We start from the raw sequence: 26,630 nt of genomic DNA, 5'->3' as shown, positions 1-26,630 counted from the left end.
CTAATCCTTCTTGGTTATGAGGCGGACGATCATGTCGAGCATCAATTGTGCACCATTTTCAATATCCGCCCATTCTGTCCATTCTTGCGGCGCGTGGCTGATGCCATTGCGACTGGGTACGAAAATCAAGCCGGAAGGACAAAATGCCTGCATGGTCTGCGCATCATGGCCCGCGCCAGACGGCATGACAGTATAGGAAGGTGTCCGTTTTTTGGCCTCTGCCACAAAAGCCTCGCGGATGTTCTCATCCAGCTCTTGCGGCGGTAGATAGCTGCGTTCCTTGATGGTGAAGGAAAGGCGGTTGCGCTCTGCGACAGTTTCCACGACCGTTTCAATGGCCTTGCGCAAGTTTGCCATAATGTCTGCAGAGGTATCGCGAATGATAATCGTGAAATCTGCCTCACCGGGAATCGTATGAGGAAAGTTCGGTTTGATGTCGACCTTGCCGATGGTGATCCGCGACTGCTCCCCTCCCAATCGATCAATCACTCCGGGGATGGCCGCTCCAATGGTTGCTAGGCCGGTGAAGGCATCGGCGCGCAAATGCATCGGCGTTGTGCCGGAGTGATTGGCTTCGCCCTTCAGATTGACGCCAAGCACCAGAACGCCAGAGATGCCTTCTACGATGCCGACTGAAAGATTTTCGCTTTCAAGCACGGGGCCTTGCTCGATATGCAGCTCCAGAAAGGCGCGAATGCTGTCTTTGTTCCAAGCCGCTTCTTCGAGAGCTTCGGGGGCATAGCCCTGAACCGTCATCGCTTCAGTGAGCTTGACCCCTTCGGCATCGGTTGCTGCCTCGACCCAACCGGCGGGCAGCTGTCCGCTGATCGTCTGAGACCCGAGCATGCCGCCGAACCGGCCTTCTTCTTCTGAAGTGGCCACCACGACAAGCGGCACCGTCGGCTCTATTCCGGCATCCTTGATGCTGCGGGCGCATTCGAGCGCCACAGCTACGCCTAGCGCGCCGTCAAAGGCACCGCCTTCAGGCACTGTGTCCAGATGAGAGCCCGCCATGACGCAGGGCTTGTCCGCATCCCCCAATCGACCAAACAGATTACCCGCAGCATCGCTATGGACCGCAAGGCCATCACCTTTCATCTGCTCGCTAAACCACTTGCGCACGGACAGATCCGCGTCCGAAAAGCCGATGCGATTATAGCCGCCGGTTTCAACATTGAGTCCGAATTTGTTGATGCTGTCGAAGAGGCGTTTCAGGCGCTCGGAGTTGATCTTGGGGGAGATATCAGACATGCCAGCCTCTTTTCTGTTTGCGGACTGTTCAAATTGAAAGTTGGGACTGCTCAATTTAAACGAGTTTGCATAAATTATAATCAATTATCCGATTGGTCCTAATTTATCATAATCAATGCTTGAAAAATAAACAATTCTGCGCCCTAATTGTTCCTGATAATAATTGAGGGAGAACGTCATGAAACGATTTCTAGCCGCAGCACTTGCCGCGGCCTCATTGCTGTTTGCCTCTCCGGGCTATACACAAACCCCACCCAATGTTTTGATTGTTGGACAAATTGCAGAACCGAAATCCCTTGATCCGGCCGCCGATACGGCAGTCAATGATTTCCGTATTCTGGTCAATATGTATGACGGTCTGGTGCGCTATAAGGATGGCACGCTCGAAGTGGAGCCTTCTCTGGCCAAAAGCTGGACCATTTCCGACGATGGAATGACCTACATCTTCAAATTGCGTGAAGGGGTTAAATTTCACGACGGAACGGACTTCAACGCAGAAGCCGTGAAATTCAATTTCGATCGCATGCTAAAGGACGATCACCCCTATCATGACACGGGGCCGTTCCCGCTTGCTTTCTTCTTCTCTTCGGTCAAGGAAGTGACCGCAGTTGATCCTCTGACCGTCAAGTTCGAACTGAACGCGCCTTATGCGCCCTTCCTTTCCAACCTTGCATACCCGACAGGCCTGATGATTTCTCCGGCCGCCGTTGAGGAATATGGCAAGGAAGTGGGCCGTCATCCGGCAGGCACAGGCGCCTACAAGTTCGCCGAATGGGAATCCAACGCCAAGGTCGTTCTGGAAAAGAATGCCGACTATTGGGATGGTGCTCCTGCGCTTGAAGCCGTCATCTACCGTCCGATCACGGACGCCAACACCCGTGTCGCCGAAATGCTCGCTGGTGGTCTGGATGTGATGGTTGAGGTGCCACCTGATAATCTTGCCCAATTCCGTGACAATGATGCCTTCGCCGTGCATGAGCAGGCAGGCCCACATCTGTGGTTCCTGATTCTCAATGCCAAGGAAGGCCCTTTCGCGAAAAAGGAAATCCGTCAGGCAGCCAACTATGCCATCAACAAGACCGCGCTGGTCGACAATATCTTGCAGGGCACGGCTGAAGTGGCCGCAGGTCCGACGCCTCCGGCCTTTGCATGGGCTTATGACGAGACTCTTGAGCCTTACCCTTACGATCCGGAAAAAGCCAAATCCATGCTGAAAGAGGCTGGCTATGATGGCTCCGAAGTGACCTTCTATGTCACCGAAGGTGGATCCGGCATGCTCGACCCGACTGCCATGGGCACCGCCATTCAGGCCGATCTTGAAGCCGTTGGCATGAAGGTTAAAATCGAGACCTACGAATGGAACACCTTCCTTGGTAAGGTCAATCCGGGTCTTGAAGGCAAAGCCGATATGGCTGAAATGGCTTGGATGACCAATGACCCGGACACCTTGCCGTTCCTTGCCCTGCGCACGGAAGCCTTCCCGGATAAGGGCGGGTTCAACTCGGGCTATTATTCCAACCCGAAAGTGGACGAACTGCTAGAAAGTGCACGGACCTCCACGTCGCAGGAAGAGCGCGCCAAGCTCTATAAGGAAATGCAACAGATCGTTCATGAAGATGCCCCTTGGGTCTTCGTGGCCAACTGGAAACAGAATGCTGTAACCAGCGCCACTGTCGAGAACTTCAAGCTGCAGCCATCCTTCTTCCTGATGCTGCAGGATGTTGCCAAACCGTGAGAGCTCCGGTTCCCCCGTCTCCAACATATGGCGAAGGGGGAGCCATAATCTGACCAACGCCGATCCGCTGTCCCGCATTTCGACCCCTGTTTGTCATATTTGACGACAGGGCGGGGCGGCCATTTTCAAAAACTCGGAGTAGGGCCATGGGTGCCTATGTCGCAAAGAGACTGCTTGCTGCGATTCCGGTTCTGTTCGGACTATCCATCATTGTTTTCGTCATCATGGCTCTGATTCCGGGCGATCCGGCTCTGGCGATCCTTGGCTCTTTTGCCACGCCTGAGAATGTTGCCAAGCTCAATCAGGATCTCGGCCTCGACAAGCCGATGGTGCAACAATATTTTATTTGGCTGGGCAACATGCTGCAGGGCGACTTCGGCCGTTCCTACACGCTCAACCGGCCTGTGATCGATGAAGTACTAGAGCGCTTCTCCGCCACTCTTATTCTGGCCGGGCCTGCGCTGGTGCTGTGTTCCATTTTCGGGCTGTTGGCCGGGGTTATCTCGGCGGTGAAACAATATAGCTGGGCTGACAAGGGCTTAACCTTCACGGTGCTCATTGGCATTTCCATGCCGTCTTTCTGGCTTGGCCTGCTCCTGATCTTTTCCTTTGCCGTGAAATGGCGGCTGTTCCCGCCAAGCGGCATGTATGCGATCTATGGCGGCGGCGATCTGCCTGATCTCATCCATCATCTCACACTGCCAGCCATTACATTGGCTGTTGTCGCCACGGGCGTTATTGCGCGCCTCACGCGCACCTCCATGCTTGAAGTGCTGCGGCAGGATTATATCCGCACGGCCCGCGCCAAGGGCATCAAGGAACGGCGCGTCATCTATGTTCATGCCTTCAAGGCCGCCATGGTCAGCGTCATTCCTGTGATTGGTATTCAGGCCGGTTTCGTGCTCGGCGGTGCGGTCTATATCGAAACGGTGTTCCAGTGGCCGGGCATCGGCTCCATGCTGGTCAAGGCCATTTCCACGCGCGACCTTTTGCTGGTGCAGGGCGGGGTGCTCGTTGTTGCCGCCGCTTATGTGCTATTCAATCTGCTGGTCGATGTCATCCAGTCCATTCTTGATCCGAGGTTGCGCTGATGTCCGAGACCACGATCGAAACACCCACCAAAAAGAAGAAATCCGGCGGCAGACCGAGCACTTTGCGTCTGCTGCTGAACAACACGCTGGCAACCGCTGGGCTCGTTGTGCTGGCGTTCGTCTTTGTTGTGGCGCTGGCAGCTCCCTTGTTGCCACTGGTCAACCCCGATGTGACAGAGCCTGCCAATCGCCTGCAACCCCTTTTCGCTGATGGTCATCTTTTGGGAACAGACGCGCTGGGGCGGGACATCCTTTCCCGTTTGATCTGGGGGACGCGTGTTAGTCTCGCTGTGGGCGTCTCAGCCACATTGATCGCCGCCTGCATCGGCTCTCTGATCGGTCTGGTTGCTGGCTATGCCGGAGGGCGTACGGATAATCTCCTTATGCGCGGCATCGACATGATCATGGCCTTTCCCTATATCCTGTTGGCGCTGGCCATCGTGGCTGCGCTGGGGCCGGGGCTGCTCAACGCGCTATATGCCATTGCCGTTGTCAATATCCCTTTCTTTGCCCGCAATATCAGGGGCATCACCGTCGGACTTTCCCGGCGGGAATTTGTCGACGCGGCAAGGCTTTCGGGCAAGTCGAATGCGTCGATCCTGTTTGGCGAGATCCTGCCCAATGTGCTGCCGGTGATCATTATCACCATGTCCACCACCATTGGCTGGATGATCCTTGAAACTGCCGGTCTTTCCTTCCTCGGTCTCGGGGCACAGCCGCCGCAGGCTGACCTTGGCTCCATGCTGGGGGATGGGCGCAAGATTCTCTTTACGGCACCGCATGTTTCCATCATTCCCGGTGTGATGATCTTCATCCTCGTGATGAGCATCAACCTGCTGGGCGATGGTGTGCGCGATGTGCTGGATCCGCGTTTGAAATCAGGTGCTCTGGCGCGGCCTGTCATGCGGACTGCCGTCATGCGCAACCAGGTGCCAGACGTTGCCCCGCAGGAAGACGCGACCCTTGATATGCAGGGGCTTAAAACCGAGTTCCATGTCGGTTCAGATGTCTACAAGGCTGTTGGCGGCGTGGATCTCAAAGTGCGCCAAGGGGAGTGCCTTGGCCTTGTAGGAGAATCCGGCTCGGGCAAGTCCGTGACTGCCATGTCCATCATGGGTCTGGTGCCAACGCCTCCCGGCCGTATCGTGGGTGGTGCTGCGCTGCTTGAGGGCGAGGATCTGTTTTCCAAGAGCGACGAAGAAATCCGCCTATTGCGTGGGCTCGCCGTCAGCCATGTGTTTCAGGATCCGCTCTCAACCTTGCATCCGCTCTTTACCATAGGTGATCAGTTGGTGGAAGCCATCCGAGCCCATCAGGTGATCTCGCACAAGGATGCCATGGCAAGGGCTGAAGAACTGCTCAAGACGGTTCGTATCCCGAACCCCGCCGAGCGTTTAAAGGTCTATCCGCATGAATTGTCGGGCGGTATGCGTCAGCGGGTTTGCATAGCCATGGCACTGGCCAACGACGTCAAGCTGATCATCGCCGACGAACCAACCACCGCGCTCGACGTCACTGTGCAAGCGCAGGTGCTTTCGCTACTCAATAAATTGCGGCAGGAACGCAATGTCGGCATTCTCTTCATCACCCATGATTTCGGTGTGGTCTCCACCATGTGCGACCGGATTGCGGTGATGTATGGCGGCAAGATCGTGGAAACGGGTACGACGGAGGAAATTCTTTCCTCTCCGACCCATCCCTATACAGAAAAGCTCATAGCCTGCGTGCCTGTGCTTGGGCAACCGGACCGGCGCCTTGACGCGATCGAGGGACGCCCGCCCGTTGTCAACGCACTGCCTGATGGCTGCGCCTTTGCCGAGCGTTGTCCTTATGCCAAAGACGATTGCCGCAAGGGCGACCTCGCTTTGACAGATCTGGGTGAGGGGCGCTCGGTGCGTTGTCTCTATCCGGTGTCCGGCGACAAGGCAAAGCAAGGAGAGCGCGATGTCTGAGAGCATGACCATGAACCAAGCCGATACGCTTCTCGAAATCAGTGATGTCAGCCGCCTGTTTGGTGGTGGCAAAAGCCTGTTCGGCAAAGTCTTGCCAGCTGTCCATGCGGTGCAGAACGTCAATATCAAGGTCCGCGAGGGCGAAACGCTAGGCATCGTTGGCGAATCCGGCTGTGGCAAGTCAACGCTTGCTCGTTTGGTTGTTGGGCTCGATCTCCCAACAGGCGGTGCGATCACTTTTGCGGGCAAGGACATGGTGGCTGAGGTCAAGAAAGACCGTCGGCAGATGGCCCGCAAGGTGCAATATGTGTTTCAGGATCCTGTTGCCTCGCTCAATCCGCGCAAAAAGATCCGCACCATTCTGGAAGCGCCATTGATCCAGCTCTTGAAGCTGAATGCAGAAGAGAGGGAAGCGCGGCTGGTGGAGCTGATGGAAGCGGTCAATCTGGCCCCGGAATTCCTTGACCGCTATCCGCATGAATTCTCCGGCGGTCAGGCGCAGCGTATCGGCATCGCTCGTGCCCTTGCGGCTGACCCCGAACTGATCGTGCTAGATGAGCCGGTTTCGGCGTTGGACGTATCCGTTCAGGCTCAGGTGCTGAATATCCTCGATGATCTGAAAGAAAAATTCGGCCTGACCTACATTTTTATTAGCCATGACCTGTCTGTCGTCGAAAGCATCAGTGATCGCGTTGCGGTCATGTATTTTGGGCGCATGGTCGAACTGGGCGATGCTGCGGATGTCTTTGCAGAGGCACATCATCCCTATTCCCGTCTTTTGTTAAAGTCCGCTCCCGTACCCGGGCGCAAGTCGATGTTGCCTGAAGATGCGAACACCGAGCTGCCCGACCCTTATAATCCGCCACCGGGCTGTGCCTTTTATGCGCGTTGTCCAAGACGGTTGGATATGTGCACAAACGAGGCACCCAAACTTGACGCAGCGGGCAAAAAGGCCGATCACCTCAGCGCCTGTTTCAATCCGGAGAACAAAGACTAGATGTCTATCGAAGACGATCTGGGGCGGAGAGCCGTTTCGCCCCATCACACTCTGTCCAGCCGTCGACGCAAGCGCCCCGATGTGATTGCCGATAAGGTGAGGGACCAGATCGTGACCGCCGACCTGCGGGTTGGGGATCGTATTCCGGCAGACTGGGTGACCCCCGAAACCCTCAATGCGTCCAGAGGCACGGTGCGTGAAGCGCTCAAGATCCTTGAGATTGAGGGCCTCATCGTCACCAAGACAGGGCCGGGGGGCGGTTTGTTCGTCTCCTCCATCGATCCGGAAGACGCCATCCGGTTTCTGGACAATCTTTTTCTCGCCGAGCCGCCATCCATCTCTGATATTTATGCCTTGCGTAAGCAGCTTGAGCCCGTGCTGGCCGCAGAGGTGGCGGGAACCTTGTCTAACGAGCAGTTTGTCCATCTGCAGTCGCTGATTTATCTCTATCAGGATGAACCCGTATCAGCCGAAGACGAATATCGTCAGCGCTTGGCCGAGCTGGACTTCCATTCCGGTTTGGCCAATCTCAGCAAGAACCGCCTGATGGGATTCGTCTGTCGTTTTTTGCATAGCCTGTTGCAGGATAAGTCCGAATGTCGCGCTATCTATTCAGAGCCGACACCCTGGGGGCAAAGGGAAATGGGCGTGAACTATCAGGTCAAATTGCTGCGTGCGCTAAAAATGGGGGATGCTCTGCTGGCCAGTGCCATCATGCGTGAGCATATGATCGAAGCGGAAAAATTCATGATCGAGCGTGCCGTACTGCTGCGCAAGTGAAGCGAAGAGGAGGCAAGGCCCCCCAATCCGCGTTAGATTGCAGCCTAGTCGGCAAGGATCTCGAACAGACCGGCTGCCCCTTGGCCGCCACCAATGCACATGCTTGCCACGCCATATTTCGCCCCCCGACGGCGGCCTTCGATCAAAAGATGCCCTGCCATGCGTGCTCCGGACATACCGTAAGGATGCCCGATGGAAATGGCACCGCCATTGACATTCAGTTTGTCATTATCGATGCCAAGGCTATCGCGGCAATAAAGAAGCTGCGAGGCGAAGGCTTCGTTGATTTCCCAGAGGTCGATATCCTCAACCTTCAGGCCGTTTCGGGCCAGCAATTTCGGGATGGCACGCACGGGACCGATGCCCATTTCTTCTGCTGCACAGCCTGCCACAGCAAAGCCGCGGAAAATGCCAAGAGGTTTCAATCCGCGTCGTTTGGCTTCCTCAGCCTCCATCAGAACACAGGCTGCCGCGCCATCGGAGAGCTGGCTGGCATTGCCTGCCGTGATGCTCTTGTCTGCCCCCAGTACGGGTTTGAGACGTGCAAGTCCTTCTGGCGTGGTTTGCGGCCGGTTGCACTCATCCTGCGACAGCGTCACGCGCTCTTCCTGAGAAACACCGGTTTCTTTGTCTCGAGAAACCTTGACCGCTTCTACGGGAGTGATTTCTTCGTCGAATCGCCCGTCCTTCTGCGCTTGGGCCGTGCGTTGTTGGCTTTGCAGGGCATAAGCGTCTTGTGCTGCGCGGGTGATGCCATAGCGCTCGGCCACCAGCTCGGCTGTTTCGATCATAGACATATAATAGCTGTCGCGCACATTGGGATCGCGATAACGATACTGGTTCCAATATTGCTCCAGCTGTACCAAAGAGATGCTGTCTAGTCCGCCGCCAATGGCGACATCGACACCTTCGTTGATGATCATGTGCGCCGCGATGGCTATGGCATTAAGGCCAGATGCACATTGTCTGTCGATCGTGGAGCCGGCCACCGTGTCCGGCAACCCTGCCGCAAGCACGATATGGCGCCCCACATTGATGCCCGTGCTGCCTTGGGTCAAAGCCGAGCCGAAGGTGATTTCCTCCAGCGCATCGCCCTCAAGCGACGCGCGTTCCATGGCCGCCTTTACCGCATGGGCTGCAAGACTTGGCCCTTCAAGATTGTTGAATGCGCCACGATAGGCCTTGCCAATGGGAGTGCGGGCTGTTGAAACAATGACGGCTTGGCGCATATTTGTCTCCCTCGGCGTTGCTTACATGCCAGCCTTGGGCGAAAAGGGCAACGCTTTGATTTTTGATCGGCTTTGACGCCAGCGGCGGGGCCGCCAGCATATGTTATTGAGCTTCCAATCCGCACCAGTCGGCGATGAACAGGGCCGTAGCCATGGTTACGCGCTTGATGCTTTCCAGCGAGACACGCTCATTAAAACCATGGATGGCTTCGGCATGCGGGCCATAAACGAGCGCTGGTGTATTGGCATAAAGTCCGAAGAACCGCGTGTCCGTGGTGCAGGTGATCGCCATCTGCTCAAGGTCCTTGTTGGTAACGGCCTTATGGGCTGCGCCAAGCGCCTTGATTGCACTGGATGCCTGTTCACTCTTATCGTCTGATAAGGCATACCCTTCAGCCATGAACCCGTGGTAAACAACTGTGGGTTTATTCTCTCTCAGGAAGCTGTTTTCCTCAGCTGCTTGCAGCAAGGTGGTCTCGATATCAGCGCGGGCTGCCTCCAAGTCCTGTCCGGGGAACACGCCCATGCGTACGTCAAACACGCACCATGCCGGTACAGAGCTGGCCCAATCGCCGCCGACAATCTTGCCGACATTGAGGTTGAGGGCGTGATCATGATGGGCGAAATCATGATGCCGATGCTCTGGCGCATTCCAGCGTTTTTCAAGCGCGTGCAAGGCATTGATCAGAGGCACGGCCGCTTCGATGGCGTTGGCCCCATCGCCCGCATAGGCCACATGGGTGGGCAGCCCCTTGAGATGGACCTGAAACCAGATGACGCCTGTCTGGGCCTTGACCAGTGTTTCATCGAAGGGTTCGGGGATGAGGACTGCATCAGCCTTGTAGCCTCGTTGCAAACATGCCAAAGCGCCATTGCCGGTGCATTCTTCTTCGACCACCGATTGGAAAAACACATCTGCGGCTGGGGCAAAACCGGCAGACCGCAGGGCATCAAGAGCAAACAGGTTGGCAACCAAACCGGCTTTCATGTCGCCAGCGCCGCGCCCATAAAGCCAGTCCCCTTCAACCTTGGGAGAGAAGGGCGGCGTTTCCCACATATCAAGTGGACCCGCGGGCACCACATCGATATGGCCATTAAGGATCAGGGAACGCCCCTTGCTGGTTGCGCTTTTATGGGTGCCGACCACATTGACCGCATCATCATAGGAACCGATGACAGGTGAAAAGCCCGGCAATTGGCGGATATCATCAACATTGATCTGCCAGCGATCCACTGAATAACCGCGTTCTGACAAAGCGTCAGCCATATAGGCCTGGGCCGATTGTTCCTGACCGCGCGTGGAAGGATGACTGACTAGTTCGGAAAGAAAATCCGTTTGCTTGTCAAAGTTGGCTTCAACTGCGGAAAGAATTTTGAGTGCAATGTCCTTTTCCATTGTCGCTCCCTCCAATATTTTGTGTGATCGGATCAGAAGGTGGGAATATCACCTTCCGGAATGATCAGCGGCGCACCCGTCGCTGCAATAACGTCATCAAGCGAGACGCCTTCTGCCAGTTCTTTAAGGGCAAAGCCTTCAGGGGTGACATCCACAACGGCCATATCTGTGAAGATGCGCTCAACCGATCCCTTCGCGGTCAGAGGCAAGGAGCATCGCTCAAGCAGCTTGGGATTGCCCTTGCGGTCTGTATGGGTTGTCAGCACCATGACATGGGCAGCCTTTTGTGCCAGCTCGATGCCGCCGCCAACGCCGGGAGAAAATTTGCCCGGAATTTTCCAGTTCGCCAGATCGCCATTCTGGGCCACCTCGAAGGCGCCCAGCATGGTCAGGTCCAACCTGCCGGACCGTACGATGGCAAAGGACACCGCGCTGTCGATGAAGGCACCTCCGGGTAGGGCGCTGATATAAGCCCCACCGGCGTCAATCAGATCGCGATCTGCATGGTCGTAATCCTGCGTCGGGCCGACACCCACAAGACCATTTTCCGTATGCAGCCCCACTTCCATGTCCGAAGAGAGGTAATTGACGACACGAGTCGGCAAACCGATCCCGAGATTGACCAGCATGCCCGGCTCAATCGCACGGGCCGCGCGGGCAACCATTCTTTGTCTAGCGTCGGACAATGGCATATTCCTTGTGCAAGTCTTTAAGGGCGACCACATGATCGACAAAGGGGCCAGGGGTATGGATGGCATCCGGATCAAGATCGCCGATAGGCAGGCAATTCTGGCTTTCGGCGATAACGCAATCGGCTGCCATTGCCATCAACGGGTTGAAATTGCGTGCGGTTTTGGCAAAGCACAAATTGCCGTAAGCATCGCACTGTTCTGCATGCACCAGCGCCACATCCGTGCGCAGGGCTGTTTCCAGAACAAAATCCTTGCCGTCTACGGAGACGATCTGCTTGCCCTCGGCAAGCTCCGTGCCGATGCCGATATCCGAGATGAAACCGGCAAGGCCAGCGCCGCCAGCCCGAATGCGTTCAGCCAGAATGCCCTGTGCGCAGAATTCCACTTCCAGCGCGCCACTATTCATCATCTCGATGGCGTGGCCATTGAGCCCCAGATGGGTGACGATCAGCTTGCGCACCTGCCCATTGGCCAGCAGATGGTCGATGCCCATGCCAGCCTCGTTGGCGTCATTCTTGACGAGGGTCAGATCTTTCTGCCCCTGCCGTACCAACTCGGCAATCAGGTTGAAAGGCGTGCCCGGCACGCCGAATCCGCCCACCATGATGGAAGCGCCGTCGCTGATTTGGGCGACGGCATCTTCAATGGAGTGCTCTTTTTGAGGCAGTCTCATGAGGCATTCACTGGCAAATCGAATTTCGCCGCAAGAGCATCAAGGCTCTCGATGAGGATACCCATGATTTCGTCAATCTGGGATTCATTGACAATCATGGCCGGAGCAACGAGGAAGTGATCTCCTTCCACTCCTCCACGCGTGCGGCGCGAATAGATGATGAGGCCACGCTCATAAGCCAACTCGACCAGTTCGAGATAGCAGTTATATTCCTTGGGGAGCGGCGTCATGCTGTCCTTGTCGCTGACAAGTTCAAACGCCAGCAGCAAGCCCTTGCCACGGACATCGCCAATAAAGGGATAGCGCTCCATAAGGCCTTCAAGACGGGACTTGAGAAGGGCGCCCATGGCGGCACAATTGTCGATGAGGCTTAGCCGATCAATTTCCTTGAGCACAGCGACACCGGCCGCACAGGCAAGCGGATTGCCAGCATAGGTATAGCCGTGCAGGAAGCCGCCGGCATCGAGCAACGCTTCGACCATGGTTTCGCGGGCAACCACAGCCCCAAGCGGCGCGTAGCCGGCGGCAAAGCCTTTGGACATCGCCACGATGTCCGGTTCGATATCCCAGTGATTGGCAGCAAGGAAAGACCCCGTGCGGCCAACACCGGTCATGACTTCGTCATAGATCAGCAGGATGCCGAATTCCTTGCAGATTTCGGCAATGCGTCCGTAATAGCTGTCTGGGGCAACCAGAGCGCCGGTAGAAGCGCCTCCAATCGGCTCCATGATGAAGGCGAGAACAGTTTCCGGGCCCTGCTTGATGATTTCATCGCGCAGCAGTTCGGCATATTTCAGACCACTTTGTTCATCCGTCAGGTTGTCCCGATCCAGATAGCATGCAGGCGCCGCGATCTTGGGCATATCCCGCATCATGGGGTCAAATGGGCGGGCAAGCGGATCATAACCGGTCAGAGCCAGCGCTCCGAAGGTGCTGCCATGATAGGACGGAAAACGGGAAATGACCTTCCAGCGGCTCGATTGGCCCTGCGTGATGGCATATTGGCGCGCCAGTTTGATGGCGCTTTCAACGGCTTCTGAGCCGCCTGAGACAAAGAACACGCGATCCAGATTGCCCGGCATGCGTTCTGCCACCATGGAAGCCAGATCTTCGGACGGTTCCGTGCGGAAATGCAGGCGATAGCCGAAGGTGGACTTGTCCATCTGCGCTTTCATCGCTTCCAGCACATTGGGGTTGGAATGCCCGATATTGGAAACCATGGCGCCGGAAGAGCCATCGATATAGCGTTTTCCGGATTGGTCATACATATAGATCCCTTCTGCGCGGTCCAGAAATGGCCTTGGAGCACGGGATTGGTAGAAGAGATTAGACGTCTTGTTGCTCATTTTGCGCCTTCGAGATGCTTTCTAAGGAAATTCTTGGTTCTGTCTTGCGTCGGATTGTGGAAGACAACCTCAGGGGCGCCTTCCTCGACGACGACACCGCCATCCATGAACAGAACCCGATCGCAAACGCTCTCGGCAAATCCCATTTCGTGGGTGACGATGATCATGGTCATGGCTTCCTCAGCCAACATTTTCATGACCTGGTTGACCTCTTCGACCAGTTCCGGGTCAAGCGCTGACGTTGCTTCGTCAAACAGCATCAGTTTGGGTTTCATGGCGAGCGCGCGCGCAATAGCCACGCGCTGCTTCTGGCCGCCAGACAATTGCGAGGGGTGATAGTCAATCCGGTCGATGAGCCCGACATGCTCGAGCTGCTGCTCGGCGAGCGCATTGGCTTCATCATCGGAAACACCCTTGAGCAGCTTGGGTGCCAGCGTGATATTTTCCCGCACGGTCAGGTGAGGGAACAGATTGAAATGCTGGAACACCATGCCGATTTGCTGGCGTACCTGATTGATATGCTTTTCATATTGGGCGTGTGGCAACAGCTTGTTGACCTGAACCCCATCCAGCCAGACCTCGCCGGAGGTCAGCGGATCAAGATCGTTGATTGCGCGCAGGAGCGTGGATTTGCCCGAGCCACTGGGGCCGATGATGGCAACGATTTGCTGCTGCTCGACCTGCAGACTGATATCCTTGAGAACTTCCAGCTCACCAAAGCATTTCTGGGCGTGGCAAATATCGACAAAGGGACGATGATGCGTCATGGAATGATCCTTCCGACAGGCTTAACGAGAGGCTTGAACACGGCGTTCGAGACGACGCAACACCGCTTCCATGCCCAGATTGATGATGTAGTAGCAAACCGCGGCAACCGCGTAGAATTCAAACGGCCGGTATGTGCGCCCGATGGCCAGCTGCGCCGACAGGGTCAGCTCCGTAACGCCGATAACCGAGACCAGCGCCGAGTCCTTCAAAAGAGCGATCATATTGTTGCCGATCGGCGGAATGACATCGCGCACAGCCTGCGGGATCACGATATAGCGCAGGGATTGGCCGCGGCTGAGTCCGAGGGTTCGCGCAGCTTCCATCTGGCCCTTGTCCACCGCCAGAATACTGGTCTGGATCAGTTCCGAGTTATAAACCGCGAAATGCAGTCCGAGCCCTAGCGATCCGGCCACAAAGGCAGGAAGGTCAATGCCGATCTGAATGAGACCGAAATAGATGAGAAACAGCTGAAGCAGTAGTGGTGTTCCCATGAAGAGCCATTCAAAGCCCTTCATCGGCCAACTGATCACACGCGGCGCATAAAGCGCGATAACGGCGAAAAAGATGCCGCCAAAGAAACTGAGAACAGCTGCCGCCACCGTAATGGCAATTGTCCAGAAGACGCCTTGCATGATGACGTCGAAGAAGCCGGGTACGACCGAAAAATCAAGCCCCATGACGGCCTCCAATCAAATCTTGAAAAATCATTGAATCCGCACCTTCTTGTCGAGCCAGCTGATGCCGCGTCCGGTTGCATAGATGATGATCATGTAAAGAACACCAGCCAGAATGAACATTTCAAATGGCTTGTAGGTTGAGCCGATATAGCGCTGAGCGGTATAGGTAAGCTCGACAACCGAGATTGCCGCAACTAGGGCCGTGCCCTTGATGAGCGCATTGATGTTAACGCCCAGCGGGCGCACCATCAGGCGAAAGGCTTGCGGCAAGATCACATAGCGCGTGGCCTGCCAACGACTCATGCCCAACGTTCTGGCCGCTTCTGTCTGGCCCTTGTGAACCGAAATGATGGCGCCACGAATGGTTTCTGTCATATAGGCCCCGATATTGAGACCGAGCCCGATAACGCCGGCTTGAAAGGCATCCAACTGAATGCCGATCTGCGGACCACCGAAATAGAGCAAAAATAACTGGATGAGGGCAGGGGTGCCACGAAACAGACTAACATAGGCTGCTCCGATGAAACGGATTGCCTTAAGGCGCGACAGTCGCGCCGCTGCGCCCAGTGAACCACAGATAAGGCCAAGAATAGCCGTGAGAACCGACAGTTCGATGGTCAGTACGGCCGCCTTGAGAAAGTGGGGATAGACCCGGAGGATAAGATCAATATCCATATAGTGCAGTCCTCAATGATGATCCTTGCGCTCCAGAAGCGGTAGCTCCCGGATTTCACGCACCAGATCGGCTGTTTCTTCAATCGCAGCTTTCAGGAAAGCTTCGCCATTTTCGGCTGTTGCGAGCGCAGGATCGCCCATGGTGCCATCAGGGGACACCGAAGACCACCAGCGCATCAACATCGCCTTGCCACCTCCACGCGCCAAATCGAGGTTGAAGAATTTGCTCTTGCCATCATGCAGATTCTGGTTCTGGGCCTTTTCCAGATGCACCAGATCCGGATGCAGATATTTGTAGATCGCCGCTTCAAATTCGCCTGCATGGGCGATGCCGCCGATATCGGACGCGCGAACCGCATTGATCTTGTCCGAGCACAGGTTCCAGTAAGAGGCCGAAACACAAAGAATGCCGGTTTCAATGACGGTTTTTCGCGCTGCCAAATCCAGAACCGGGTGATTGGACCCATGAGAATTGAGCAGCAGTATGCGCCGGAAACCATGATGCGCGAGGGATTTGGTTACATCGGTCACGAATGCAATCAGTGTTTCGGGCTGTATCCAGATAACACCCGGAAAATCCTTGTGATGCTCATTGAAGCCATAGGAAATGGGCGGCATGACAAGAACCTGATCAGGTATGGCTTTGGCTACACCTTCTGCAACCGCCATGCCCAGAACCGTATCGGTATCAAGAGGCATGTGGGGCCCGTGATCTTCTGTTGCTGAAACGTTGAGAATCACGACGCGGTCTTTGTCGATATCGCGCACCTCTTCCCAGCTGAGCTTGCCATAGTCAGTCTGCATGAGAAAAGTCTTTCGGGAAAAATTGGCCCGCAGAAAACCTGCGGACCATATTATTTTGAAAAATATTTGGTTTTGAAATTAGCGAATGTCGCCGCCAACCCATTTGTTGGCAATTTCGAGGTAGGTGCCGTCAGCCATCAAGTCATCCAGTGCCTTCTGCATGGCTGCTTTCAGATCCGGGTTGCCTTCGCGGATGGCAATACCAGCACCAAAGGCCTCGGTATCAAGGTCTGGCAGTTCAACCATTTTGTAGCCGTTTTCCTTGATGGCGAGCATGGCTGCGATACGGTCGTTGACGATCGCATCAACACGGCCATTGTCCAGTTCCATGAGCAATTCCGGCAGGCCTTTATAGGTGCGGATCTTGTAGCCGGCTTCACGGGCCCACTGTTCGTGGGTCTCACCCAGAGTAACGCCCAGAGTGGCATCATCAAGCTGAGATACGCTTGTGATTTCAGAGCCTTCCTTGGTGAAGATGGCGCGCTTGGTGGCATAGTAAGGACCAACAAAGTCAACAACTTTGTCGCGTTCTTCGGTGATTGTCATGGAGCCGACGATCGCGTCATACTTGTTGGCCAAGAGGCCGCCGATGATGCCGTCCCATGCGGTGGTGATGATTTCAACTTCAAGGCCCATGCGCTTGGCGATTTCGGTGCCGATGGCCGGGTCGAAGCCGACCACTTCGTTGGCGTCATTGACAAAGTTGAATGGAGGATAGGCGCCACTCATGGCAATGCGAATTACGCCTTTTTCCTTGATGGTGTCGAGTTCGTCGGCGAGAACCGGAGCGGAAATGCTAAGGCTTGCCAGCACGAGCGTGCCGGTGGCTGCGACAAACTTCAACAAGCTGCGACGGTTGATCATTAAGATTCTCCTGTTTGAAGCGAAAACTGTTCCCTGGCGTTTTGCCTAATTTTTAGCAGTGACTAAATTTTTGCCACCTTGTCTTGAAGGTTGCATGGGATGTATCATCAAGCAAATAAATAATTCCAATGATGAGTATAGATTGGATCTATGATGAGGCCCTATGAACAGCGGTTTCCCTGGAATCTTGATTGGAACCTGCTCCGAACCTTCATGGTTGTGGTTGAGCAAAAAAGCATCACCAAAGCTGCAGATTTCTTGGGGTTGAAACAACCTACGGTCAGTGCTGCGCTTAAAAGGCTTGAAGAAATAACGGGCCACAAGCTGATTGTGCGCAAACCCAACCAGTTCAGGGTAACCAGGGCCGGAGATATTCTATATTATGAATGCTCTACGATCTTCGGCAGTGTGTCCCAGCTTCCCTCTCTATTGGATCGTGGTGAGGATGAGCTCAGAGGACACATTACGTTGGTTGTTGCAAGCCATGTGGTTTGTCCCCAATTCGACGAAGTGTTGGCACAATATGCCCGTCTGCACGACAAGGTGACCTTTTCTATCTCTGTGGCTGATAGTGAAGAGATCGTCAGTCGGGTGGGGCAGAATCGCGCCAGCTTCGGCGTCTGCCTCGTCAACAACAGCGCCGAGACGCTGGATGCGGAGATTCTCTATCGCGAGTATTTCGCTCTTTATTGTGGTCCGAACCACCGGCTCTTCAGACAGAAAGACATAGATGTTGCGGAATTGATCGGCGAGCCCAGCGTATCCTTCCAAACAGAAGTGGAAGGGGGGGCTCTGGAGCCTGTGGCGAATCTGCGGGCGCGGGTTCAGGCCGCGACTCGCTGGCATGGGGTCTCATCCAACCTTGTCGAGGTGCGCCGCATGATCGTCGCCAATATCGGAATTGGTGCTTTGCCGGTCCATGTTGCCAGAAGGGATGTGGAGCGGGGGCTGTTGTACCAATTGCCCCCCTATGAAAATCTGCCGCCTGTGGATGTCTATTTGGTCTCCAATCCCAAACGGCGCGCGTCCGATGCAGAAGCAGAATTTCAGCGTCTTTGCACTGAGCGGATATTCAGTCTTCCGCTCAGTGAAAGGACTTTCAAATAGCATCGCTCGCTCTTGGACGGAAACGTTGTAATGGCCAGACTGTCAGGCTTTGTCGAGAATGCTCAGGGCCGTTTGTTCGTCGGTAACAAGCACATTGATGAAATCCCCTCGCAACGCGCCGAGCATGGAGGCGGTCTTGTCGGTGCCGCCAGCAACGGCGATGCGTGTGGGAACCTGCCTGACCTCATCAAGCGTGATGCCCATCAGGCGGTCATCCAGTGGTCCTTGAATCCAGTTGCCATTCGCGTCAAAGAAGCGCCCGGAAATCACTCCGACAGCACCGTTTGCAATGTAATATTTGCTTTCCTCGGCGTTGGTCAATCCACTGGCAAAGACAAGGCTGTTGTCCTTGACCGAACAGACGCCAAACAGGATCTTGTTGCAGGAGCGAATGCGTGCGAACTGTTCCTGTATGATGGTTTCCTTCAGCAAGGCATCGCGCAATTCCTTGTTGCTCAGAGCGGCCGGTGCATGGAGATTGGCAGTCTTTGCGTGCAGCTTGAGAGAAATGAGGGATACACACTCCTCTGAACTGAAGCCGTCCGATGTGCCGCGCTGGCTACCAACGACCTGAACCACGTAGAGATTCGACATGGACTGGTCGGTCAGATTGTTGGCGAGTGCCTGCACGGTGCGGCCCCAGGCAACCCCAACCACATCATCAGGCGCCAGCGCCCCTTCAACAAAACTTGCTCCGGCTTTGCCTATGCGTTGTGTCGGGGAAAGCAGGCCGCCATCATCGGGTATGACCATGCATTCTTTCAGGCCGAATTTATCCTTGAGGGTCTGTGCCAGATTGATGCTAGTGAGTAGATCACTACGTACCGAGATCTTGATATAGTGGTTAGCACGTGCTTCTTGTAGGTAATTGACAACAGTTGCGCGCGACACGCCTAATAGCGACGCGATCTGGTTCTGAGTTAATTCGTCATGGTAATAAAGCCATGCCGCCCACAATCTAGGGTCGTTCTGATAGGTCGCCGGTGTTGCAACGCCATTCGCCGCCGGTGGTTTCCCCACCGAAGCCGTTTTCCCAGACTGTGTTTTTGTCGGCGATTTCATATCCCTTAGGCCTTCCCGAACTTATATTTTTCAATTGTCAAATTATTATAGCAAAAGTCATTGTGGTTGCAATCCCAAATAAATCAAGGGATTTGTGCGGTTACTATTCCTATTTTGACACTTGACAAAAATATCTGACAAAGGTTACCGTCCATATGACGTGAGGATAACGGTATCCAAACGTCACAACTGCTTTTGCTGCTGTAATAGGTGTTTTACCCGAGTTCGGTCAAGTCAAAGTCCAACTGGGAGTCGATGGGCTCGTCAGTTAACGGGAGATGTTTGGCTTGTCGAATGTGTGGGGGAAGGGATCTTGCAAAGGGCATTGGCAGGTTCAATCGGGGTGAGGTCCGAGCGAACAAAATTCATTGGGCCGCGAACCTGGTTGTTGGGTTTGCGTCACAATAAGGGAGGAATACATGTCCAATAGTGTGTCGAACAGGTCTCTGTGGCAATCCGTCACGTCCGACCGCCAGTTCAATTTTCTTGTTGTTGTCAATCTGCTGGTTTTAACCGCCGCGGTCTCCATTTCTGGAATTGACTTTGTCAACGCCTATAACCTTCAATCGATGGCTATCCAGATCCCCGAGCTCGGGCTTCTCGCAATTGGCGTGACCCTGGCGATGATTTCGGGCAACGGTGGCATTGATTTGTCTGGCATCGCGTTGGCCAACCTTTCAGGCATCACCGCAGCCTTGCTGGTCCCTCAATTCATATCACCTGACGATAGTCCGATGACATATGTCTTCGTCTTCGGATTTGTCTGTCTGTGTGTTGGCTTTGTAGGTGGCATCGTCAATGGTCTGTTGGTGTCTCGTGCCAATCTGACGCCGATTATCGCAACGCTCGGCACTTCGCTTGCCTTTACAGGGGTGAGTGTCGTTCTGACCAACGGGTCTGGTGTACGTCTGGGCTATATCGAGCCACTTGATGCTTTCGGCCATTCGCCCATCATGGGAGTTCCGATGTGCTTTGCCCTGTTCTTGGTCATTGCCATCATTATCGGTGCTGTTCTGCGTTTCACGCCATTCGGAACGCGGCTCTTCCTCCTTGGAAGTAATCCGAAAGCCGCTCGCTTCGCCGGTTTTAATGAAAAGAGACTGTTTCTGACGGCCTACACCATTTCCGGAATGTTGGCCTCGGTTGCTGGTTTCATCATTGCTGCGCGCATTTCGAGCGTCAAATGGGACTATGGTACCTCTTATGTCCTCATCGCCATCCTGATCGTTGTGATGGCAGGCGTAAAGCCTGAAGGGGGATATGGCCGCATCTCATGCGTGATTCTGTCAGCAGCTGCGCTGCAGATTCTATCGAGCATGTTCAATTTTCTGAACATCTCGAACTTTTTCCGGGACTTCGCCTGGGGCGTTCTTCTGCTGGTCTTCTTGGCTGTGTCCAAGTTTGACCTCAGGGTCTGGCGCCTCACCAAATCTTGAAAGGGGAAGGACCGGTCTGTCCGGCAGGCACCCTCGATGCCGGGCATTTGAGCCAGAGGGAGTTCTTTAAGGTTTTAGGGAGAGAAAGGAACTACCGCAATGTCTAAACTGAACAAACTCGCAATGTGCGCCCTGATGGTGGGAACGATGTTCTCGGGAGGTCAGGCTGTTGCACAGGACGACAAGGAAATCGTTACCGTTGTCAAGCTGCTCGGCGAAACCTGGTTCCGTCGTATGGATGTGGGCGTAACAGAATATGGTAAAGTTACCGAAGGCGTAACCACCAAGGAAATCGGCCCGGGTAAAGGCGATGCTGCCCAGCAGGTCCGTCTCGTCGAAGACCTGATCGCAAAAGGCGTAGACGCCATCGCGGTCGTACCATTTGATCCGCCCATGATGGAAGGTGCTCTGAAACGCGCCATGGATCGCGGCATCACCGTCATTACACACGAAGCCTCCAACCTGAAAAACACCCAGGTCGACATGGAAGCGTTCGATAATGATGCCTTTGGTGCGCACTTCAACGACCAGATCGCCAAATGCATGGGCGAAGAAGGCACCTGGACATCTTTCGTTGGCTCGCTCGGCAGCCTGACCCACGTACAGTGGGCTGATGCTTCTGCGGCAAACGCCAAAGAAAAATATCCGAATATGAAACTCGTCTCCGCAAAGAATGAGTCGTTCAACGATGCAAACACCGCTTATAACAAAGCCAAGGAACTTCTGAAAAAGTATCCTGACATCAAAGGCTTCCAGGGTGGTTCTGCTGTTGACGTGATCGGCATCGGTCGCGCCATCGAGGAAGCCGGGCTGACCGGTAAGGTTTGTGTCTATGGTATCGGCATGCCTACCGATACGAGCCGCTACCTCAAGAGTGGTGCTGTCACCGGCATCAGCCTTTGGGATCCGAAAGACGCCGGCTTCATCATGAACAAGATCGCGCATCTGGTTCTCAATGGTGAAGAACTCAAAGACGGCATGGATCTGGGTGTACCTGGCTACACCAACATGAAACTGAAAAAAGGCCCGGGTAAAGGGGTTCTTCTTGTTGGTCAGGCTTGGCTCGACATCAACAAGGACAATGTCGACGAATATCAATTCTAAGACAGAGTCTTGAAGGTTGATGGAGTTTTTTCGCGCAGCAGCCAGCAACGGTTCCTTTCGCGAAAATCTCCCCGGGAGAGCGTCTTCCGGCAACGGGTGACGCTCTTCAGGCCAAAGGATGCAGCCAATCACAAGAACCTACTTCTCACTTTGAGCGCATTGGAAAGCACAAAGGGAAGCAGGGCAGAGGGGCTGCATCAAAATTGGCGCCACGCCATGAGGACACGGCGCTAAGGTTTACTCATAGACACAAAACCCTCTTGGTCTGTGTCGAACGGTCGTCTCTCCGTTCAGATTTGGCCCCTTTTTCGTAAAACCGGAGCTGATCGCGAGGAACCGAGGGTTTGCGGGATATAGCATGAATAGCATAGGCACCATTCCCAAGTTTTCTCAGGTTGATGCGGAAGCATCTCAGGATGAAACGCCATTTCTGGAAGTTCGTGGGATTCATAAGCGCTTTGGCGGCGTCCATGCCCTGCGCGGTATCGATCTTTGCATCCATCCGGGGCAAATATATCACCTCATGGGTGAAAATGGCTGCGGCAAGAGTACGCTCATCAAAATCATTTCCGGTGCGCAGCCTGCTGATGAAGGGGAAATCCTGATCAGTGGAGAAAAGGTTTCGGGGTTGGATCCTCTTGGCGCTCTGAGAAACGGCATCGAGACCGTGTATCAGGATCTGTCGCTTCTGCCAAACCTCACCGTCACCGAGAATATTGCTCTTTCGGAACAGCTGGTGGGCGCAGATGGCAAGCTGTCGCGAGGTCTTGATCTTGGCAAGTTGAAAGAAACAGCAACGCGGGCGCTGAAATCCGTGAATTTGCCGACAGACGCACGTTTCTGTTCTACGGAAGTCTCCAGGCTTCCCATTGCGACCCGGCAGTTGATCGCGATTGCGCGCGCCATCGCTTCGGACGCCAAACTCGTGATCATGGATGAACCGACCGCCGCGCTGACCAAGCGCGAAGTCGACAATCTGATTGAAATCGTGGACCAGTTGCGCAGTCGTGGTGTCGCTGTGCTGTTCGTGACCCACAAGCTCGATGAGGTGATGTCCATTGGTGGCCATTTCATTATCATGCGTGATGGTGAAAAGGTACAGGAAGGCGACGTTGCCGGGCATCAGAAGAGCGATTTGAGCTACTGGATGACCGGGCGCAAGATTGATGTCGTGCGCTATCGTTCAACGGAGATCGGTGAGAAGGATCTGCTTGTTGTCGATGGGCTGAAGCGGCGCAACGCCTTTGCGGATGTGTCCTTCTCTCTGGCTCATGGCGAGATCATCGGTGTTACGGGGTTGCTGGACTCGGGGCGCAATGAGCTGGCACGTGCCCTGGCTGGCGTTGAACCGGCTGACGGGGGCTCAGTCGTGCTGGATGGCAAGACCATTCATCTGCGCCGACCGGTGGATGCCATTAAGGAACAGATCGGCTATGTGCCGGAGGATCGCCTTTCGGAAGGGCTGTTCCTGACCAAACCCATTCAATCCAACATCATTGCCCAGATCCTGGATGATTTGCGTGACAAGATGGGCATGGTCAGCAAGCTACGTAGCAAGAAGATGGCCGAGCGACTGGTCAAGGACCTGCAGATCGTGATCGCCAATCTCAATGATCCGGTTCAATCCCTCTCGGGTGGCAACCAGCAGCGCGTTCTGATCGGGCGCGGGCTTACCATCGTGCCGAAGGTCTTCGTCTTGCACGGACCGACCGTGGGCGTTGATGTCGGGTCAAAGGACACAATTTTCCGCATCATTCAAAAGCTCGCCAGTCAGGGCATGGGCGTGATCATCGTGAGCGATGACTTGCCCGAGTTGCTTCAGAACTGTGACCGAATCCTCGTCATGCGTCGGGGCAGGGTGGTTGAAACATTCGAAGCGGAAAATCTGGAAGAAAATACCCTTTACCAGGCAATGGTAGCGGAAAATCCAACGGGGAAACGGTCATGAGTGATTTTACAATAGACAGCATCAACGGTGAGAAAAGCGATAGCCAGATCTCCCGTATTGCGAGCTGGATGATCCGCTATCCGCCGATATTCACTCTGCTCTTGATCGTGGTCGTCTGTGTCGTGATCGGCACGATATCTCCGGAATTCTGGCAGATTTCCAACATCTTCGATATTGCCCGTGCATCTGTGGTAACAGGATTGTTCGGACTTGGCTTTCTGGTCATTCTGGCCGCTGGTGGCATCGATATGTCCTTTGCTGCCATTGCCGGTCTGATGATGTATTGGATCACCACAGCCGTTGCCGCCTATATGCCATGGCTGCCGATGCCGGTCATCATTCTGATGGCAGCTCTAGGGGGCATGATCATTGGTGTCGGCAACGGCCTGCTGGTGCACTACCTCAAGGCTCCGGCTCTCATCGTGACCATCGGCACGCAATATGTCATCCATGGCTTCCTTCTGACCTTCATCGGCACGGAACTGTTCGTCAACATTCCTCTCTCAATGGAGAATTTCGGCAAAGCCGAACTGATGCGGGTCGGCACGCAAAGTGGCTCAATCGCCATTCTGCCAGCCTATGTTCTGGTGCTGGTTGTTGCTGCACTGGTCACATGGTGGATTTTAAACCGTACGCTGATGGGCCGCGCCATCTTTGCTGTCGGCGGCAGCGCAGGAATCGCCGAGAGGCTTGGCTATGATCATCGCAAAGTACAGGTTTTCGTCTTTGCCTATGCTGGGCTGCTGGCCGGTATCGCAGGTGTGATCCATGTGGCGAGTAACCGTCTGGCAAACCCGTTTGATCTCTCTGGCAATGAGCTGAATGTGATTGCAGCCGTCGTTCTGGGCGGAGCGCGGATAACCGGCGGTGGCGGCACGGTCATCGGCGCCATGCTCGGGGTCGTGTTGATCACGCTGGTCGACAATGTCCTCATTCTGGCTGGCATCCCGAGCACCTGGCAAACGTTTGTTATCGGATGTTTCATCATCCTGGCCGGGGCTCTTTTCGCCAACTCGTCAAACCGCTGATGAGGCGTATGGTTGAAAAGCCAAACCGGCATTGAATGTTATACCGGTCAGCGCTTGCTCCTTTAAGGGAGAAGCTGGCCGGAGACCCTGAAATCAAAGATATGGCCATGGTGCGGGAGGCTGAATAATGCGCGCCGATGCTATAATCGCAAAGTCTACTGCAAGGAGGAAAATCATGGCTTTTGATGTAAGTGTGGTTGGACTGTATATTCTGGATATCCTTGGCCGACCCGTAGAAGAAATCCCGCCGGGAGGACAGCTACGCTTCATCGACGAGATCCGCTTGACCGTCGCTGGTACGGCAGGGGGATCGGCAATCGATTGTGCCAAACTCGGGCTCAATACCCGTGCGGTTGGTGCCATCGGTGACGATGAGAAGGGCGATTTCATTCTGCACACGCTGACCGGCTTCGGCGTCGATATCGCCGAAATGCGCAAGCTAACCGGTGTGCCCACATCATCCACTATTCTTAATGTCCGCCCCAACGGTGACCGTCCGGCGTTGCATCGCCGTGGTGCATCTGATGAGCTGACCCTTGGCGAAAAGGACTATCCGGCCATTCTGGATGCCAAATTCGTGCATGTCGGCGGAATGCCACTGCTGGCCAAGCTGGATGGAGCCCCGACCACCGCATTGCTGAAAGCAGCCAAGGACGCAGGCTGCCAGACGACGTTTGACCTTTTGTCCGCTACAGCAGAGACGCTGGATGTTCTCAAACCATCGCTGCCATTTGTCGACTATTTCGTTCCCAGCATCGAAGATGCCGAAGCCATGTGTGGCCTGAGCGTTCCTGAAGATGCGGCCAAATTCTTCCTGGATGCCGGCGCAACCAATTGCTGCCTGACCATGGGCGGAGACGGCTGCATCGTGGCGACACAGGACGCCATGTTCCGGCTGCCTGCTTTTGATATTGACGTCAAGGATACGACCGGCTGCGGCGACGCCTTTACGGCAGGGTTGATTGCAGGGTTGAACCACGATTGGGATATCGAAAAGGCAGCACGATTTGCTTCCGCTTGTGGCGCATTGGTCTCCACTGGCCTTGGCTCGGACGCGGGTATCGTCAGCTTTGAAGAAACCGAAAAACTCATGAATTCGGCCCCCACCTTGCCAATGGCCAGCTGAACGCTGACCTGAAGTAAGCGGGTAGGACCACCTACAATTCAGAACGAAACAAACCGTTCAATCTGGCGCTAACAAGGGCAGGGGAATGCCCTTGGCGCCGGAAACAGGAGATCTGTGCTGATTTTCTAGAAGACCAGCCGCTCCGTCCAAACTGGAGGAAGGACGATGGAAGAATTAGAGCTGCGGCAAGAGATGGTTGCGGCATGTCGACGAATGAATGACATTGGCCTCAATCAGGGAACATCAGGAAACATTTCAGCCCGGAGCGGTGACAAGATCCTGATTACGCCAACCTCATTGCCTTATGACGAGATGGAGGCCGAGGACATCGTTGCGATGGATGCGGATGGCAATTTTGAAGGCAAACGCAAGCCGTCGTCCGAGTGGCGGTTTCATCACGATATCCTTACCAATCGCCTTGATGTCGATGCTGTGATGCATTGCCATTCGACGCATGCCACAGCTCTTGCCTGCCATCAGATGGGGATCGAAAGCTTCCACTATATGGTCGCTGTTGCCGGAGGAAACGATATCCGTTGTGCCCCATACGCAACGTTCGGCACGCAGGCGCTTTCGGACTCCGCTCTTGAAGCCCTTGAAGGACGCAAGGCCTGTCTGCTTGGCCAGCATGGTCAGATCGCTCTGGGTGGAACAATCAAGCAGGCATTCGCCTTGGCGATCGAGGTGGAAACGCTGGCGCATATGTATATCACCGCGCGCCAGATGGGTGAGCCGCCTGTTCTCTCTAGTGAAGAGATGGTGCGCGTCATGAACCAAATGAAACAGATGCACTATGGGGTGACCAGAAGCCAGCAGTAGCCTCAGGGCGCTGGGGCGCATTGTCGGCGATATGTCTGCCTCTGCGATATCAAACTCTCCCATGAAAAGT

24 protein-coding genes are annotated in these 26,630 nt (G+C 54.8%); 12 read left to right on the top strand and 12 right to left on the bottom strand.

Annotation, left to right across the window (positions count from 1 at the left end; translation table 11 throughout):
* Nucleotides 1–1,251: a Zn-dependent hydrolase gene (locus tag ACKPCT_RS08070; RefSeq protein WP_319568908.1), complete on the bottom strand. Its 1,251-nt coding sequence runs from the start codon at nucleotides 1,249–1,251 to the stop codon at nucleotides 1–3.
* A 178-nt stretch (nucleotides 1,252–1,429) separates the two neighbouring features.
* On the opposite strand from ACKPCT_RS08070, the gene ACKPCT_RS08065 reads away from it, so the two are divergent.
* The 5 genes from ACKPCT_RS08065 to ACKPCT_RS08045 all read left to right on the top strand — a co-directional run bounded on the left by ACKPCT_RS08065 (nucleotide 1,430) and on the right by ACKPCT_RS08045 (nucleotide 7,806).
* Complete coding sequence (locus tag ACKPCT_RS08065) at nucleotides 1,430–2,986, top strand: ABC transporter substrate-binding protein (RefSeq protein ID WP_319568907.1); 1,557 nt, start codon at nucleotides 1,430–1,432, stop codon at nucleotides 2,984–2,986.
* Nucleotides 2,987–3,132: 146 nt separating this feature from the next.
* Complete coding sequence (locus ACKPCT_RS08060) at nucleotides 3,133–4,077, top strand: ABC transporter permease (protein ID WP_090068572.1); 945 nt, start codon at nucleotides 3,133–3,135, stop codon at nucleotides 4,075–4,077.
* Nucleotides 4,077–6,029 (top strand): dipeptide/oligopeptide/nickel ABC transporter permease/ATP-binding protein, encoded by a 1,953-nt coding sequence (locus ACKPCT_RS08055; RefSeq protein ID WP_319568906.1) that lies wholly within the window; start codon nucleotides 4,077–4,079, stop codon nucleotides 6,027–6,029. Before ACKPCT_RS08060 ends, ACKPCT_RS08055 begins: the two co-directional genes overlap by 1 nt.
* Entirely contained in the window at nucleotides 6,022–7,026 is a 1,005-nt protein-coding gene (locus tag ACKPCT_RS08050; RefSeq protein WP_319568905.1) for an ABC transporter ATP-binding protein, read from the top strand. The genes ACKPCT_RS08055 and ACKPCT_RS08050 overlap by 8 nt, the downstream gene beginning before the upstream one ends.
* Nucleotides 7,027–7,806: a FadR/GntR family transcriptional regulator gene (locus ACKPCT_RS08045; protein WP_319568904.1), complete on the top strand. Its 780-nt coding sequence runs from the start codon at nucleotides 7,027–7,029 to the stop codon at nucleotides 7,804–7,806. It abuts the gene before it with no gap.
* Between the two features lie 44 nt (nucleotides 7,807–7,850).
* Here ACKPCT_RS08045 and ACKPCT_RS08040 read toward each other — a convergent pair whose 3' ends face one another.
* From ACKPCT_RS08040 to ACKPCT_RS07995, 10 genes are all read right to left on the bottom strand, one after another.
* Nucleotides 7,851–9,035, bottom strand: coding sequence for a thiolase family protein (locus ACKPCT_RS08040; RefSeq protein WP_319568903.1), 1,185 nt, complete (start codon nucleotides 9,033–9,035; stop codon nucleotides 7,851–7,853).
* 103 nt (nucleotides 9,036–9,138) lie between these two features.
* The gene (locus ACKPCT_RS08035) at nucleotides 9,139–10,431 is read right to left on the bottom strand and encodes an ArgE/DapE family deacylase (protein ID WP_319568902.1); all 1,293 of its coding nucleotides are present in this window, start codon (nucleotides 10,429–10,431) and stop codon (nucleotides 9,139–9,141) included.
* Nucleotides 10,432–10,463: 32 nt separating this feature from the next.
* The gene (locus ACKPCT_RS08030; protein ID WP_244544562.1) at nucleotides 10,464–11,117 is read right to left on the bottom strand and encodes a 3-oxoacid CoA-transferase subunit B; all 654 of its coding nucleotides are present in this window, start codon (nucleotides 11,115–11,117) and stop codon (nucleotides 10,464–10,466) included.
* Nucleotides 11,104–11,796, bottom strand: coding sequence for a CoA transferase subunit A (locus ACKPCT_RS08025; protein WP_319568901.1), 693 nt, complete (start codon nucleotides 11,794–11,796; stop codon nucleotides 11,104–11,106). Before ACKPCT_RS08025 ends, ACKPCT_RS08030 begins: the two co-directional genes overlap by 14 nt.
* Nucleotides 11,793–13,142, bottom strand: coding sequence for an aminotransferase family protein (locus ACKPCT_RS08020; RefSeq protein WP_319568900.1), 1,350 nt, complete (start codon nucleotides 13,140–13,142; stop codon nucleotides 11,793–11,795). Before ACKPCT_RS08020 ends, ACKPCT_RS08025 begins: the two co-directional genes overlap by 4 nt.
* Nucleotides 13,139–13,909, bottom strand: coding sequence for an amino acid ABC transporter ATP-binding protein (locus ACKPCT_RS08015; RefSeq protein WP_319568899.1), 771 nt, complete (start codon nucleotides 13,907–13,909; stop codon nucleotides 13,139–13,141). The genes ACKPCT_RS08020 and ACKPCT_RS08015 overlap by 4 nt, the downstream gene beginning before the upstream one ends.
* Before the next feature lie 21 nt (nucleotides 13,910–13,930).
* On the bottom strand, nucleotides 13,931–14,587 hold the full coding sequence (locus ACKPCT_RS08010) for an amino acid ABC transporter permease (RefSeq protein WP_090068589.1): 657 nt from the start codon (nucleotides 14,585–14,587) through the stop codon (nucleotides 13,931–13,933).
* Between the two features lie 27 nt (nucleotides 14,588–14,614).
* A complete protein-coding gene (locus ACKPCT_RS08005; protein ID WP_090068591.1) occupies nucleotides 14,615–15,262 on the bottom strand; it encodes an amino acid ABC transporter permease in 648 nt (215 codons plus the stop codon).
* Between the two features lie 12 nt (nucleotides 15,263–15,274).
* The gene (locus tag ACKPCT_RS08000; protein WP_090068593.1) at nucleotides 15,275–16,066 is read right to left on the bottom strand and encodes a creatininase family protein; all 792 of its coding nucleotides are present in this window, start codon (nucleotides 16,064–16,066) and stop codon (nucleotides 15,275–15,277) included.
* Nucleotides 16,067–16,144: 78 nt separating this feature from the next.
* On the bottom strand, nucleotides 16,145–16,930 hold the full coding sequence (locus tag ACKPCT_RS07995; RefSeq protein ID WP_090068595.1) for a transporter substrate-binding domain-containing protein: 786 nt from the start codon (nucleotides 16,928–16,930) through the stop codon (nucleotides 16,145–16,147).
* Between the two features lie 150 nt (nucleotides 16,931–17,080).
* Between ACKPCT_RS07995 and ACKPCT_RS07990 the strand changes: the two genes are divergently transcribed.
* Complete coding sequence (locus tag ACKPCT_RS07990) at nucleotides 17,081–18,037, top strand: LysR family transcriptional regulator (RefSeq protein WP_319568898.1); 957 nt, start codon at nucleotides 17,081–17,083, stop codon at nucleotides 18,035–18,037.
* A gap of 42 nt (nucleotides 18,038–18,079) precedes the next feature.
* Here the strand turns inward: ACKPCT_RS07990 and ACKPCT_RS07985 are convergent, their stop codons facing one another.
* A complete protein-coding gene (locus ACKPCT_RS07985; RefSeq protein WP_090068597.1) occupies nucleotides 18,080–19,099 on the bottom strand; it encodes a sugar-binding transcriptional regulator in 1,020 nt (339 codons plus the stop codon).
* Nucleotides 19,100–19,518: 419 nt separating this feature from the next.
* Between ACKPCT_RS07985 and ACKPCT_RS07980 the strand changes: the two genes are divergently transcribed.
* The 6 genes from ACKPCT_RS07980 (at nucleotide 19,519) to ACKPCT_RS07955 (ending at nucleotide 26,560) form a co-directional block, all read left to right on the top strand.
* Nucleotides 19,519–20,535 (top strand): ABC transporter permease, encoded by a 1,017-nt coding sequence (locus ACKPCT_RS07980; protein WP_090068599.1) that lies wholly within the window; start codon nucleotides 19,519–19,521, stop codon nucleotides 20,533–20,535.
* A gap of 99 nt (nucleotides 20,536–20,634) precedes the next feature.
* Nucleotides 20,635–21,639, top strand: a complete 1,005-nt coding sequence (locus tag ACKPCT_RS07975; RefSeq protein ID WP_090068602.1) for an autoinducer 2 ABC transporter substrate-binding protein — start codon at nucleotides 20,635–20,637, stop codon at nucleotides 21,637–21,639.
* 358 nt (nucleotides 21,640–21,997) lie between these two features.
* Nucleotides 21,998–23,587: a sugar ABC transporter ATP-binding protein gene (locus ACKPCT_RS07970; protein WP_090068604.1), complete on the top strand. Its 1,590-nt coding sequence runs from the start codon at nucleotides 21,998–22,000 to the stop codon at nucleotides 23,585–23,587.
* A 68-nt stretch (nucleotides 23,588–23,655) separates the two neighbouring features.
* Nucleotides 23,656–24,615 carry an ABC transporter permease gene (locus tag ACKPCT_RS07965; RefSeq protein WP_394705198.1) on the top strand — a complete coding sequence of 320 codons (960 nt, stop codon included), beginning with the start codon at nucleotides 23,656–23,658 and terminating at the stop codon, nucleotides 24,613–24,615.
* Between the two features lie 175 nt (nucleotides 24,616–24,790).
* On the top strand, nucleotides 24,791–25,741 hold the full coding sequence (locus ACKPCT_RS07960; RefSeq protein WP_319568897.1) for a carbohydrate kinase family protein: 951 nt from the start codon (nucleotides 24,791–24,793) through the stop codon (nucleotides 25,739–25,741).
* A gap of 165 nt (nucleotides 25,742–25,906) precedes the next feature.
* A complete protein-coding gene (locus ACKPCT_RS07955) occupies nucleotides 25,907–26,560 on the top strand; it encodes a class II aldolase/adducin family protein (RefSeq protein WP_244544564.1) in 654 nt (217 codons plus the stop codon).
* Nucleotides 26,561–26,630 lie beyond the last annotated feature (70 nt).

The organism is Cohaesibacter marisflavi, from assembly GCF_963665895.2.
GTDB classification, from domain to species: Bacteria; Pseudomonadota; Alphaproteobacteria; order Rhizobiales; family Cohaesibacteraceae; genus Cohaesibacter; species Cohaesibacter marisflavi.
Note: the sequence above shows the minus strand (reverse complement) of the source record. Positions and strands in the feature narration are given on the sequence as shown.

What these genes read in the sequence shown, in the direction of transcription:
- ACKPCT_RS08070 (WP_319568908.1), bottom strand. Translation starts at nt 1,251, where the DNA reads ATGTCTGATATCTCCCCCAAGATCAACTCCGAGCGCCTGAAACGCCTC.
- ACKPCT_RS08065 (WP_319568907.1), top strand. Translation starts at nt 1,430, where the DNA reads ATGAAACGATTTCTAGCCGCAGCACTTGCCGCGGCCTCATTGCTGTTT.
- ACKPCT_RS08060 (WP_090068572.1), top strand. Translation starts at nt 3,133, where the DNA reads ATGGGTGCCTATGTCGCAAAGAGACTGCTTGCTGCGATTCCGGTTCTG.
- ACKPCT_RS08055 (WP_319568906.1), top strand. Translation starts at nt 4,077, where the DNA reads ATGTCCGAGACCACGATCGAAACACCCACCAAAAAGAAGAAATCCGGC.
- ACKPCT_RS08050 (WP_319568905.1), top strand. Translation starts at nt 6,022, where the DNA reads ATGTCTGAGAGCATGACCATGAACCAAGCCGATACGCTTCTCGAAATC.
- ACKPCT_RS08045 (WP_319568904.1), top strand. Translation starts at nt 7,027, where the DNA reads ATGTCTATCGAAGACGATCTGGGGCGGAGAGCCGTTTCGCCCCATCAC.
- ACKPCT_RS08040 (WP_319568903.1), bottom strand. Translation starts at nt 9,035, where the DNA reads ATGCGCCAAGCCGTCATTGTTTCAACAGCCCGCACTCCCATTGGCAAG.
- ACKPCT_RS08035 (WP_319568902.1), bottom strand. Translation starts at nt 10,431, where the DNA reads ATGGAAAAGGACATTGCACTCAAAATTCTTTCCGCAGTTGAAGCCAAC.
- ACKPCT_RS08025 (WP_319568901.1), bottom strand. Translation starts at nt 11,796, where the DNA reads ATGAGACTGCCTCAAAAAGAGCACTCCATTGAAGATGCCGTCGCCCAA.
- ACKPCT_RS08020 (WP_319568900.1), bottom strand. Translation starts at nt 13,142, where the DNA reads ATGAGCAACAAGACGTCTAATCTCTTCTACCAATCCCGTGCTCCAAGG.
- ACKPCT_RS08015 (WP_319568899.1), bottom strand. Translation starts at nt 13,909, where the DNA reads ATGACGCATCATCGTCCCTTTGTCGATATTTGCCACGCCCAGAAATGC.
- ACKPCT_RS08010 (WP_090068589.1), bottom strand. Translation starts at nt 14,587, where the DNA reads ATGGGGCTTGATTTTTCGGTCGTACCCGGCTTCTTCGACGTCATCATG.
- ACKPCT_RS08005 (WP_090068591.1), bottom strand. Translation starts at nt 15,262, where the DNA reads ATGGATATTGATCTTATCCTCCGGGTCTATCCCCACTTTCTCAAGGCG.
- ACKPCT_RS08000 (WP_090068593.1), bottom strand. Translation starts at nt 16,066, where the DNA reads ATGCAGACTGACTATGGCAAGCTCAGCTGGGAAGAGGTGCGCGATATC.
- ACKPCT_RS07995 (WP_090068595.1), bottom strand. Translation starts at nt 16,930, where the DNA reads ATGATCAACCGTCGCAGCTTGTTGAAGTTTGTCGCAGCCACCGGCACG.
- ACKPCT_RS07990 (WP_319568898.1), top strand. Translation starts at nt 17,081, where the DNA reads ATGATGAGGCCCTATGAACAGCGGTTTCCCTGGAATCTTGATTGGAAC.
- ACKPCT_RS07985 (WP_090068597.1), bottom strand. Translation starts at nt 19,099, where the DNA reads ATGAAATCGCCGACAAAAACACAGTCTGGGAAAACGGCTTCGGTGGGG.
- ACKPCT_RS07980 (WP_090068599.1), top strand. Translation starts at nt 19,519, where the DNA reads ATGTCCAATAGTGTGTCGAACAGGTCTCTGTGGCAATCCGTCACGTCC.
- ACKPCT_RS07975 (WP_090068602.1), top strand. Translation starts at nt 20,635, where the DNA reads ATGTCTAAACTGAACAAACTCGCAATGTGCGCCCTGATGGTGGGAACG.
- ACKPCT_RS07970 (WP_090068604.1), top strand. Translation starts at nt 21,998, where the DNA reads ATGAATAGCATAGGCACCATTCCCAAGTTTTCTCAGGTTGATGCGGAA.
- ACKPCT_RS07965 (WP_394705198.1), top strand. Translation starts at nt 23,656, where the DNA reads ATGATCCGCTATCCGCCGATATTCACTCTGCTCTTGATCGTGGTCGTC.
- ACKPCT_RS07960 (WP_319568897.1), top strand. Translation starts at nt 24,791, where the DNA reads ATGGCTTTTGATGTAAGTGTGGTTGGACTGTATATTCTGGATATCCTT.
- ACKPCT_RS07955 (WP_244544564.1), top strand. Translation starts at nt 25,907, where the DNA reads ATGGAAGAATTAGAGCTGCGGCAAGAGATGGTTGCGGCATGTCGACGA.